Below are 10,957 nucleotides of genomic sequence, written 5' to 3' on the forward strand. Positions count from 1 at the left end.
CCGTCGCGTCAGGAACGCGGCGGCCCTCCGGCGCGTTGTACCGGGTATGGGGCGGAAGCCCGGCATGTGAGCGAGGGGAGCGCCGTGTCCACCACGCCGGTCGAAGCAGATTTGTCGACTTTCGCCGCGCTGTTCGGCGAGGACCGCCGTCCCGATCCGTATCCGGACTATCGCCGCTGGCGAGAGCGGGCCCCGGTCGCGCTGTTGCCAGGCGTGGTCGCCGTGAGCGGTCAGGCCGAGGCGGTGCAGTTGTTGCGCGACAACGCTTTCGGCCATCCGGAACCGGAGATTCTCGCGCCGGAGGACCAGCGCCCGGACGAACCGGTGGACGAAGAGGGCCGGGTCGTCCGGTCGTTCCTCGGGCTCAACCCGCCCGATCACACGCGGCTGCGGCGGCTGGTGTCGAAGGCGTTCACCCCGCGGATGGTCGAGCGGCTCACCCCGCGGATCGAGGAGCTTGCCGCCACGATGGTCGGCCGGATCGCCGACGCGGACGAGGCCGATCTCATGGCGGATCTCGCGGCGCCGCTGCCGGTCGAGGTGATCAGCGAGATGCTGGGCGTCCCGCTCGACGACCGCGAGCGGTTCGCCACGTGGTCCCACGCGATGGCACGCGCGCTCGACCCGGAGTTCCTGCAGGCACCGGAAACCCGGGAGCCCGCCGTCCGCGCCCGGCAGGAGTTCGTCGCCTACTTCCGTGAGCTGGCAGCGCGACGGCGGCACGAGCCCGGCGACGACCTTCTGTCCACTTTGGTCGCCGTGTCCGACGCGGGTGACACGCTCAGCGAGGGCGAACTGCTCGTCACGGTGACCCTGCTGCTGATCGCGGGCCACGAGACGACCACGAACCTCATCGGCAACGGCACCCTCGCCCTCCTGCGGCATGCCGAGGGCGTCGGCGCGCTCGGCCCCGGCGGCGAACTCGCCGAGCGGGCCGTGGAGGAGGCGCTGCGCTACGACTCGCCGGTGCAACTCACCGCCCGGACAGCGCTGCGGGACACCGCGGTCGGCGACGTCGCGGTCGCCGAAGGCACCCAGGCGATCGTCCTCATCGGAGCCGCGAACCGCGACCCCGCCGCGTGCGCCGACCCCGACGTCTTCGATCCGTCCCGCGAGCCCGGCCGTCATCTCGCCTTCGGACAGGGCATCCACTTCTGCCTCGGCGCCCCGCTGGCCCGGCTGGAAGGCCGCGTCGTCTTCCGCGAACTAGCCCGCCGCGTCCCGCGGCTGCGCCTCGCCGGTGAGCCGCGCTGGAACGCGACCACCACCCTGCGCGGCCTCGCCACCCTCCCCGTCGCCCACTGAGCCTCAGGCCGGAACGCTCCTGGGCGCTTCGCCGGGGTTGCTGCCCGACCAGGGTCCGGTGCCGTGAAGGCCTCCTTACCGGCGTTGAGCGCTGTGAAGGAGGCCTTCACGGCATTGGGTGGGTCGGGGATGTGTGGTCGGTGGGGTGTGTGGTGTTCGCGGGGTTGTCGTTGCGGTTGGGGTTTGTGCGGCGGTCTTGGATGTCGTGAACGCTCCGTTGGGGACGTTGATCGTCGGTAACGGAGCGTTCGCGACGTCGGGCGATGGTGTCGGCGTGGGCGGAGAGAGTCCGAGGGACGCTCTGGGTGCATCCACCGCACCGAGGGACGCCCCCGATGCACTCAACGCACCCAGGGACGCCCTTGTCGCACCCCGGCCAGCGCATCGCCGACAGGGGTGCGGAACGGCGGGAGCAAGGGACCTTTGCTCACCTTTGGTTAGTGCGCTAATGGTGAGCTTGCTCAAGGACGTTAGCAAAGGTCCCTTGCTCCTCCTTGCCGCCGGAAAGCGCCGCTGAGCAGGGGGAACGCTGGTCAGGCCGCCATGCGCTGCGCCGTGGCGAGCGGGTCCAGCAGGTCGAAGCGCACGCACCGCCACCGGCCGCCGGTCCGTTCGAAGCGGGCGGCGAGCGCGATGGTGCGGCGGCCGGTCTCGACGCGTGCGCAGGCCTCGACGACGTCGTCGGCGGGTGCGCACAGTCGCACGCTCCGTACGCGATGCCGGGCGGTCGCACGCGCCCGGCTGTGGGCGCGGAGGCGTTCGAACAGCGGCCGGTCCACCAGCGGCTCGATCTGCGAGGCCGTCCGGTGCCCGTCGTGCGTTTCGAGGATCGCGGTCAGCATGATCGCGACCTGCGGCCCGTCGAGCGCGGGCGAGACGTCGCGGACGGCCGCCAGGGGACGGCCCGCCGGGAGCGGCGCGGGTGACCCGGTGGCGATCGGGCGACCGGTGCGGTGGGGTTCGTAGCCGGTCAGGGTTTTCAGACGGTGCGCGGTGGTCATGGCTTCCCCTCTCGTGCCGTGGCGGGTGCCCGGCACGAGTTAGTGGCCGCGAAACGCCGGGAAGCGGACAAGGATCGCCATATTCGGGGAAAAGCGCAGAATCGGCTGCACGTTATTGCGGATTGCGCTATCCGGCCCGCGTGCCCCGCTGACCGGGCTAGGGTGTGCGGGGTGCTGAAGGGCCTAGTGATCGATTACGCCGGGGTGCTCACGGAGCCGGACGCCAATCTGCTCTACACCTATCTTGAGGCCGCCCGCGATCGCGGCCTTCGCACCGCGTTGCTGTCCAACGCTCCCGGTGCCTCCTCGCAGGTGAAGAACACGATGAGCCGCTATTTCGACGCGCTGGTGTTCTCGGGCGAGGTCGGGGTGGCGAAGCCGGACCGCGAGGTCTACCTGATCACCGCGGCGATGCTGGGCCTGCCCGCCGGCCGCTGCGTGTTCGTCGACGACTCGGCCGCCAACGTCCGGGGCGCTGTCGACGCGGGGATGGTCGGCATCCACCACGACACGGTCGCCGGGACACTGGCCGAGCTGGCCGTGCTGTTCCCGCCGGAGCGCGCTCGCCGGGAGTGAGGGTCAGCGAGCCCGGCGCACGAGTTCGAAGGAAAGCACCGCCGCCGCGGCCGAGACGTTCAGCGACTCGACGTCACCCGGCATCGGGATGCTCAGCCACTCGGTGACGAGCTCGCCCACCTCGGCGCCCACGCCGGCCGTCTCGCCGCCCAGCACGAACGCGGTCCGCTGTGGCAGCTCGACGTCGAACACCGTCAACGACTCCGCGGAAGCCGAAGCGCCCAGCGCGTAGAGCGAGTAGCCGGCCTCGGTGAGCATCTCCGCGGCTTCCCGCGCGCTGCCGCAGCGCAGCACCGGCGCGCGGAACGCGACCCCCGCGGACGCCTTGACCACCATCGGGTCCAGCGCGGCGACGCCACGCCGCGGCACGATCACGCCGTCGAGCCCGGCGGCGGTCGCGGTGCGCAGGATCATCCCGACGTTGGCCGGGGTGGTGATGCCGTCCAGCAGCAGCACCCGCGCGGGCGGGCGCTTCCCCGACAGCGCGGTGGCCAGCGAACGCATCCGTGGCGCGACGACGTCGGCGAGCACGCCCTGGTCCTGTTTGCCGTTCCCGGCCAGTACTTTGACGCGGTGCGCGCTCGCGCGCTGCACCGGCACCCCGGCCGCCTTGGCGGCGCGCTGGATCTCGGCGGCGCCCGGCCCGCGCACGGTGTCGGCCAGGATCACCTTGTCCACTTCGAGGCCGGTGTCGGCGAGCGCCTCGAGCACCGGTTTGCGCCCGTAGACGGTCAGGAACCGGTCTTTCGGCGAAACCGGGGAGGCCGCAGAGTCATCACCCACACCGGGCAGTCTCGCATTGTGTAAGGATCGGCCCATGCCCGACCGCCTTTCCGCGCTGGACGCGTCGTTCCTGTACGTCGAGGACCACGCGACCCCGATGCACGTCGGCGGGGTGGCGATCTTCGAGCGCCCGCGTTCCGGGTTCGGCTACGAGCAGATGCTCGCCCTGATCGGCCAGCGCCTGGCGTTCCTGCCGCGGTACCGGCAGCGTGTGCTGGAGGTGCCGGGACACCTGGCGCGCCCGGTGTGGGTGGACGACGTCGACTTCGACCTCAACTACCACGTCCGCCGCTCCGCGCTGCCCCAGCCGGGCAGCGACGAGCAGCTGTTCGACCTCGTCGCCCGGCTGATGTCGCGGCGGCTGGCGCCGGAACGCCCGCTCTGGGAGGCGTACTTCATCGAGGGGCTCGGCGGGGACAGGGTCGCGTTGGTGACCAAGACCCATCAGTCCGTTGTGGACGGTGTGGGCACGATCGAGCTCGGCCAGATCGTCCTCGACCCCACACCCGCCGAAGTGGAGCCGTTCGACGACGTCTGGACACCGCGGCGCGAGCCGAGCCGTACCCAGCTGATCCTCGACGCGGTCAGCGAGACCGTGCAGCGCCCGACCGAGCTGGTGGAGAACGTCCGCTCCGCGGCCAACGACGCGGTCGCGACGGCGGGGAAGGTCGCGGAGGCACTCGGCGGCGTCGCCACGACGCTGCGCACCGTGGTCCATCCCGCGCCGTCCGGGCCGCTGAACGTCCGCGTCTCCGGCGGACGGATGTTCGCGGTGGTCCGCACCCGGCTGGAGGATTTCCGCAAGATCCGCGCCGAGCACGGCGGCACCGTCAACGACGTGGTGCTCGCCGCCATCACCGGCGCGCTGCGGGAATGGCTGCTTTCCCGTGGCGAGACGCTGAACCCGACGGACACGGTGCGCGCGCTGGCGCCGATGGCGGTCCGCGACGCGGAGACCGCCGAGTACTCGACACCGGCGCTGGTCGGCAACCAGGTCGCGGCCTACCTGGTGGACCTGCCGGTCGGCGAGCCGAACCCGGTACTGCGGCTGCAGCACATCGGGCACGCCATGGCCGACCATCTCGACTCGGGCCGTTCGGTCGCCGCGCGGGGGCTGCTCAAGGTCGGCGGGTTCGCCCCGGCGACGCTGCATTCGCTCGGGGCGAGGGCGGCGGGGTCACTCTCCGGGCGCATTTTCAACCTCATGGTGACGAATTCGCCCGGCCCGCAGATGCCGATGTACGCGGGGGAGGCCAGGATGGTCGAGATGTTCCCGGTGATGCCGCTGATGCGCAACCAGGCGCTCGCGATCGGGGTCAGCTCGTATCACGGCGGCGTCTACTTCGGACTCAACGGCGACCGCAAGGCCGTCAGCGATGTGGAGCTGGTGGCCGGGATGATCGAGGAATCGTTGGAAGAGCTGAAGGGTGCGCACTGGTGAGGGTCTATCTGCCTGCCACGATCGCGATGTTGCGTGAGCTGAACACCACCGGTGAGTTCCGCGCGCGGAGCGGGACGGCGTTCGCGCTCACGCCCGCGCTGCGCGAGGCCTACGCGAGTGGTTCCGACGAGGAGCTGGAGTACGCGGCACTGCTCGACGCCGCGCGGGCGTCGCTGCGGCTGATCGCGGCCGAGGAGAAGGGCGAACCGCGGCGGGCCGTGGTGTCCGCCGACGTCGAGGGCGCGACCCATCGGCCCGATCTCGACGACGCCGTCGTGCGGCTCGCCGGTCCGGTGCTGCTGAAGGACATCGCGGCGATCCACGTCGACGCGGCCGAGGCCGAGGACGCCGTCACCGCGGCGGCCGCGGTGATCGACGCCGCCGACCTCGGTGACCCCGACGCGGAGTTCACCCTCGGCGACGCCGAAGACCACGAGCTCGCCTGGTACGCACCGCAGGAACTCCCGTTCCTGCTCGAACTCCTCTAACGGCGCTTCCGGCCCGTCGCCTTCCGGACCCCGGAGACCAGCTTCCGCCCGGTGAACAGCACGGGCCAGGCGGCGGCCACCCCGACCCCGAGCGGGAGGCCGCTCTGCCACGCGGGGGCGCCGAGCGCGACCGGTTGCGCGGCCGCCTGCGGGTCGTGGTCGGTGATGCCGCCCCACCGGCTCGGCGGCAGCACGATGATCCGCGCCTTGCCGATGATGTTGGACACCGGGACCGTCCCGTTGAGACCGCCGCCGCCCTGGCAGCGCGAGTCGCACGAGTCGTTGCGGTTGTCGCCCATCACCCAGACACTGCCCTGCGGCACGGTGACCGGAGCGAACTGCTGCCGCTTGGGATTGATCTCGCCTTCCCAATGGACATACGGCTCGTCGAGCGCTTTCCCGTTCACCATGACCCGGTTGCTCGTGTCGCAGCACTGCACGGTCTGGCCACCGGTGGCGATGACCCGCTTCACGAAGTCCTGTTCGTCCGGCGGCGCGAACCCGACCAGTGAGCCGAGCCCGCGCAGCGCCTTGACCACGATATTGCTCGACTCCTGCGAAGCGATTTCGTGCGTCGACCAGGTTTCCGGGCCCTTGAACACCACCACGTCGCCCGGCGACGGATCGGTGAAGTCGTAGGTGACCCGGTCGACGAGCACCCGGTCGTTGGTGCAGCCGGTGCAGCCGTGCAGCGTCGTCTCCATCGACCCCGACGGGATGAGGAAGACCTTCGCGAGGAACGTCTGGATCAGGATCGTGAGCACGAGCGCGATCACGAGCAGGATCGGCAGCTCCACCCAGAACGACCGTTTCTTCTTCGGCCTGCCACCTGCCTTGTCCCGGTCCTGGCCATCGGGGTCGTCTTCAGCCGCGTTCCGCGATACGGGTTCCACCACGGTGTCACGCTATCGGTGATCGAGTCGGCACGGCGTGAACCGGTGGCCAACTTCCCCCGTGCCGGGTGAACCGGAGCCCGCCGAACCGGACGTATCGCTCAGCTGGGCGTGGTCCCGACCTGTTCGGCGGGAGGTGCCTGCACGTCGACGGCGGTGCCCCAGTCCGTGTAGCGGGTGGTGATCCGCGCGCTCGCCCCGTCCGGCGCGCCGGCGGCGGTGAGGATCGGTGAGAGGTCGACGACGATCTGCCGGGGCCGGTTCGCGTCGTCGATCCAGAGTTCCATGCCGAACGAACCGGCCTTGCCCCGCAACTGCGACACGGCCTCCGCCGACAGCCCGGCGGGTAGCTGACCGCCGAGCTTTTCCAGGTCGAGCTTGAGCCAGTAGTGCTCGACGGACATCCCGTCGAGGTCGCCGCGTTCGGCCATCGTGATGGCGCCCGCGGAGCGGATCTGGCCGATCGTCCGAAGTGGATCGTTCTGCTCGGCCAGCTGGCCGAGGCTGCCGCCGAGCACTTGGGAGAACTGGTCGGTGCCGTCGGGGGAGACGGTGATCCACGGCTTGTCGTCCTCGTCGCCGCGTGACCCCTCGGGCACCTTCACGAAGAGCTTTTGTTGCACCAGGCGGAGTTCGAGCGGGTCACCGAGCACGTCGGTCGTCATCGACAACGTGGTGCCGCCTTCGGCGAACAGCGCCTGGCCCTGCCCCTTCGACTTGACGGTGCCCGCGTTGACGTCGGTGCCGAACTTCGCCGAGCGTCCCGCGATCGTGCCCGTTCGCGCCGCGTCGGCGAGCGCCTTCGCGTCGGTCATCGCGGGTGGCGTGTCGTCGCCGCCGCACGCGCCGAGCAGGAGCACGCACACGAGCGCGGCGGCCGGTTTCCACATGCGGTCCAGACAAGCATGGGTCCCCCGAACACGTTCGGGGGACCCATGCTACGGAAAGTCGATCTCAGCGGCCGCCGGTCTTCATCATCTCGCTGAGGTCCGCGACCTGGTCGGCGGGCGGGGCCGTGACGTCGACCGGCTTACCCCAGTCGGTGTACTTGACGGTGATCTTGCCCGCCTCGCTCGCGCCACCCGGCGCGCCGGCCGCCTTGGCCACCGCGGAGCTGTCCAGCACCATCTGCACCGGCAGCTGGTCCTTGTTCAGCCACAGCTCGACCGGCATCTTGACGCCCTTGAGCTTGTCGGCGAGCTGCGACTTCGCCTCCGCGGGCGCGCTCTCCAGCACCTTGTCGAGGTTCTTGGAGATGTCGATCTCGGCGACGTAGTGGTTGACCGGCTCGCCGTTCAGCTGCGTCTGGTCCGAGCTGATGATCTTGCCACCGTTCCCGATCTGCTCCAGGATCTTGGTCGGGTCGCTCTGCTCGGAGCTCTGCGCCAGGGAGCTGCCCATCGCCTTGGAGATCGGGTCGTCACCGTTCGGGGTGATCTTCACCCAGCTCTTGCCGGTGCCCATCTTCTGGAGCTGCTCGGGCGGCATCTTCATGTAGAGGACCTTGTCGACGAGGCGGACCTCCATCTGCTGGCCCGCCTGGTCCATGGTCATCGCCATGGCCGTGTTCTGGCCGTCGAACTTGACGGCGCCGTTCATGTTGATGGTCTTCGCGGGGTCCGACGACTCCATGGTCATCTTCGCCGACTTGGACTTCTGTGTGCCCTCCTTGGACGCGCTGGCCAGCTGGAGCGCGTCGCTGAACGGCGCGGCGAGGCCGAAGCCCTTGCCGTCGCCGGAAGCCTTGGTGTCGGTGCCGGTACCGCCGCTGTTCCCGCCGCACGCGGTGAGCGTGAGGACGAGCGCGGCTCCGGCCGCGACGAGAGTGGTCTTGCGCAAGGTCTGTGCCCCCTCAGTGGTGGATGTACTCCATCCGGGTTATCGCCCGAATGAGGAAAGAGTTACCACACGTCCGCTTTACGACTCGAGCCCGCCACGGGAAGCGAGGAGCCGCCGGAGGGAAAGCAGCCGGTCCGCCCTGGCCTCGCCTTCCGCGACGATGTCGTCGAGTGCGCAGTCCGGATCTTCGGGCGGCCCGAGGTGACCGCAGCCGGACGGGCATTCCTCGGCCGCCTCGGCGAATTCCTCGAAGGCTTGCACGATGTCGTCGGCGGTGACGTGCGCGAGACCGAACGACCGCACGCCCGGCGTGTCGACCACCCAGCCGCCGTCGGGCAGCGGCAGCGCCACTGCGGCGACGGAGGTGTGACGTCCCTTGCCGACCGCGCTCACCACCCCGGTGGCCAGCCCGGCGTCGGGCACCAGCCGATTGACCAAAGTGGACTTGCCCACGCCGGAATGCCCGACCAGCGCGGTCACCCGGCCCTTGAGGCGTTCGGCGAGCCCGGCGGGCTCCTCGTCGTAGCGGGTCACCAGCGCCGGGATGTCGAGGCCCGCGTAACCGGCGAGCAGTTCTTCGGGGCCGGCGAGGTCCGCCTTGGTCAGGCACAGGATCGGCTCGACGCCGCCGGAGTAACAGGCCACGAGGCAGCGGTCGATGAACCCCGCGCGCGGCGGCGGATCGGCCAGCGCGGTCACGATGAGCAGCTGTTCGGCGTTGGCCACCACGACACGCTCGTACGGGTCGGTGTCGTCGGCCGTGCGGCGCAGCACGCTGGCCCGCTCCTCGACCCGCACGATCCTGGCCAGTGTGTCCGGCCGGCCGCTGACGTCGCCGACGACCGCGACCCGGTCGCCGACCACGACCGACACCCGCCCCAGCTCGCGGGCCCGCATCGCGGTGATCACCCGGCCGGGATCGGCGTCGATAGCGCAGGTCCAGCGGCCGCGGTCCTTGCCGATGACCATCGCGGTGACGGCGTCGGCGTGTTCGGGACGGCGTTTGCTGCGTGGCCTGGTGCCCTTGCCGGGACGCACCCGCACATCGGATTCGTCCAGCCTGCGCCAGTCGCTCCGCGCCAATCCGCCCACGTCCTCCCGGTCGCCGTCCCTGCCGGAATGATCCCACGCGGCTCGCCACGGCCCTGGCCTGCGTGTAACGATGGCTACCCCGACACGAGGAGGTTGGCGATGTGCGGCCGCTATGCCGCCACGAAGGATCCGGCGGCGCTGATCGAGGAGTTCGCGGCGGTCGACCTGACCGAGGGCCGGGCCAGGACCGACCACAACGTGGCGCCGACCAAGAACGTGGTGACCGTCGTCCAGCGGCATCCGCGGGACGCCGAGGGGCAGGTGCTCGAGGACGAGCCCGCCGAGCGCTCGCTGCGGCTCATGCGCTGGGGCCTCGTGCCGTTCTGGGCCAAGGATCCTTCGGTGGGCTCGCGCATGATCAACACCAGGGCCGAGACGGCGAAGGAGAAGCCCGCCTTCCGCCGCGCGCTGTCCTCGCGCCGGTGCCTCGTCCCGGCCGACGGCTGGTTCGAATGGCGCCGCACCGGCAAGGAGAAGGAGCCGTTCTACATGACCGGCCCCGATGCCGCGTCGCTCGCCTTCGCCGGGATCTGGGAGAGCTGGCGCCCGAAGGACGACGACGCCGCCGAGCCGTTGATCACCTTCTCGATCATCACGACAGACGCGACCGGGCAGCTCACCGACGTCCACCACCGGATGCCGCTGATCGTGCCGAAGACGCACTGGGATCCGTGGCTCGACCCGGACCGGTCCGACGTCACCGACCTGCTGGTGCCCACCGCGCCGGAGATCGTCGAATCGCTGGAGCTGCGCCCGGTTTCCTCGAAGGTCAACAACGTCCGCAACAACGGCCCCGAACTGCTGGACCGCGTCGACCCCGGTCCACGTCTCGACGACGACGCGCTCTTCGAGACGCCCCGGTCATGACGACCCTGGAGATCGGCACCGGCTACGGCCCGGCGAGGGCCGAGCTGCACTGTGCCGAGGAGGGCACCGCGGTGCTGATGCTCGGGCACGGCGCGGGCGGCGGGATCGGCGCGAAGGACCTCGTCGCGGTGACCCGCGCCGCGCAGGCGATCGGCGTGCACGTGGCGCTGGTCGAGCAGCCCTACCGGGTGGCAGGACGGCGTGCCCCCGCGCCCGCGAATCAGCTGGACAGCGCCTGGCTGACCGTCGCGGACGAACTCGCCGAGCGCTTCGACGGCCTGCCGGTGGTGTTCGGCGGCCGCTCCTCCGGCGCGCGGGTCGCCTGCCGGACGGCGTCGGCGGGGCAGGCGGTGGCGGTGCTGTGCCTGGCGTTCCCCGAACATCCGCCGGGCAGGCCGGAGAAGAGCCGCCAGGCCGAACTCGACGCCGTCGAGGTGCCGACGCTGGTGGTGCAGGGCGAACGTGACCCGTTCGGGCGACCGAAGGCGGGCCCGCACCACGAACTCGTCCTCCTCGACGGCGACCACAACCTGACCGCCGACCTGGACGGCGTCTCTCGCGCCGCCTCGGAGTGGCTGACCCGCGTCCTGCGCCTGTTCTCGTAACCCTCGCGGGGGGTGGCGCCCGAGCGTGCCGTTAAGGCCACCTTACGGGCGTCAGACGCCCGTGAGG

The 10,957-nt window shown here is 70.8% G+C and carries 12 protein-coding genes; 6 read left to right on the forward strand and 6 right to left on the reverse strand.

The genetic code is table 11. The annotated features are described in order from the left end of the window. Positions 1 to 84: 84 nt before the first annotated feature. Complete coding sequence (locus tag ACFWY9_RS38885) at positions 85 to 1,305, forward strand: cytochrome P450 (RefSeq protein ID WP_378329305.1); 1,221 nt, start codon at positions 85 to 87, stop codon at positions 1,303 to 1,305. 533 nt (positions 1,306 to 1,838) lie between these two features. Here ACFWY9_RS38885 and ACFWY9_RS38890 read toward each other — a convergent pair. Beyond that, the gene (locus tag ACFWY9_RS38890) at positions 1,839 to 2,306 is read right to left on the reverse strand and encodes an Rv3235 family protein (protein WP_378329304.1); all 468 of its coding nucleotides are present in this window, start codon (positions 2,304 to 2,306) and stop codon (positions 1,839 to 1,841) included. Positions 2,307 to 2,492: 186 nt separating this feature from the next. Here ACFWY9_RS38890 and ACFWY9_RS38895 point away from each other — a divergent pair, with 186 nt between their 5' ends. Continuing rightward, positions 2,493 to 2,882: an HAD-IA family hydrolase gene (locus tag ACFWY9_RS38895; RefSeq protein WP_378341245.1), complete on the forward strand. Its 390-nt coding sequence runs from the start codon at positions 2,493 to 2,495 to the stop codon at positions 2,880 to 2,882. A 3-nt stretch (positions 2,883 to 2,885) separates the two neighbouring features. Here ACFWY9_RS38895 and ACFWY9_RS38900 read toward each other — a convergent pair whose 3' ends face one another. Continuing rightward, a complete protein-coding gene (locus ACFWY9_RS38900; RefSeq protein WP_378341241.1) occupies positions 2,886 to 3,665 on the reverse strand; it encodes a TrmH family RNA methyltransferase in 780 nt (259 codons plus the stop codon). 34 nt (positions 3,666 to 3,699) lie between these two features. On the opposite strand from ACFWY9_RS38900, the gene ACFWY9_RS38905 reads away from it, so the two are divergent. After that, positions 3,700 to 5,106, forward strand: a complete 1,407-nt coding sequence (locus tag ACFWY9_RS38905; protein ID WP_378329302.1) for a wax ester/triacylglycerol synthase family O-acyltransferase — start codon at positions 3,700 to 3,702, stop codon at positions 5,104 to 5,106. After that, entirely contained in the window at positions 5,103 to 5,594 is a 492-nt protein-coding gene (locus ACFWY9_RS38910; RefSeq protein ID WP_378329301.1) for a DUF6912 family protein, read from the forward strand. The genes ACFWY9_RS38905 and ACFWY9_RS38910 overlap by 4 nt, the downstream gene beginning before the upstream one ends. On the opposite strand, the gene lepB is transcribed toward ACFWY9_RS38910, so the two are convergent. From lepB to rsgA, 4 genes are all read right to left on the reverse strand, one after another. Then, a complete protein-coding gene (lepB, locus tag ACFWY9_RS38915) occupies positions 5,591 to 6,490 on the reverse strand; it encodes a signal peptidase I (RefSeq protein WP_378329300.1) in 900 nt (299 codons plus the stop codon). The two genes, ACFWY9_RS38910 and lepB, sit on opposite strands and share 4 nt — an antisense overlap. 98 nt (positions 6,491 to 6,588) lie before the next feature. Then, positions 6,589 to 7,377: a hypothetical protein gene (locus tag ACFWY9_RS38920; protein ID WP_378329299.1), complete on the reverse strand. Its 789-nt coding sequence runs from the start codon at positions 7,375 to 7,377 to the stop codon at positions 6,589 to 6,591. Between the two features lie 64 nt (positions 7,378 to 7,441). Next, positions 7,442 to 8,326, reverse strand: a complete 885-nt coding sequence (locus tag ACFWY9_RS38925) for a hypothetical protein (protein WP_378329298.1) — start codon at positions 8,324 to 8,326, stop codon at positions 7,442 to 7,444. 78 nt (positions 8,327 to 8,404) lie between these two features. Continuing rightward, positions 8,405 to 9,409: a ribosome small subunit-dependent GTPase A gene (gene rsgA, locus ACFWY9_RS38930; protein WP_378341242.1), complete on the reverse strand. Its 1,005-nt coding sequence runs from the start codon at positions 9,407 to 9,409 to the stop codon at positions 8,405 to 8,407. A 108-nt stretch (positions 9,410 to 9,517) separates the two neighbouring features. Here rsgA and ACFWY9_RS38935 point away from each other — a divergent pair, with 108 nt between their 5' ends. Both ACFWY9_RS38935 and ACFWY9_RS38940 read left to right on the forward strand, forming a co-directional pair. After that, entirely contained in the window at positions 9,518 to 10,285 is a 768-nt protein-coding gene (locus ACFWY9_RS38935) for an SOS response-associated peptidase (RefSeq protein ID WP_378341243.1), read from the forward strand. Further along, positions 10,282 to 10,890 (forward strand): alpha/beta family hydrolase, encoded by a 609-nt coding sequence (locus ACFWY9_RS38940; protein WP_378341244.1) that lies wholly within the window; start codon positions 10,282 to 10,284, stop codon positions 10,888 to 10,890. Before ACFWY9_RS38935 ends, ACFWY9_RS38940 begins: the two co-directional genes overlap by 4 nt. Positions 10,891 to 10,957: the final 67 nt, after the last annotated feature.

The sequence above is a fragment of the Amycolatopsis sp. NPDC059027 genome (assembly GCF_042739735.1).
Classification (GTDB): domain Bacteria; phylum Actinomycetota; class Actinomycetes; order Mycobacteriales; family Pseudonocardiaceae; genus Amycolatopsis.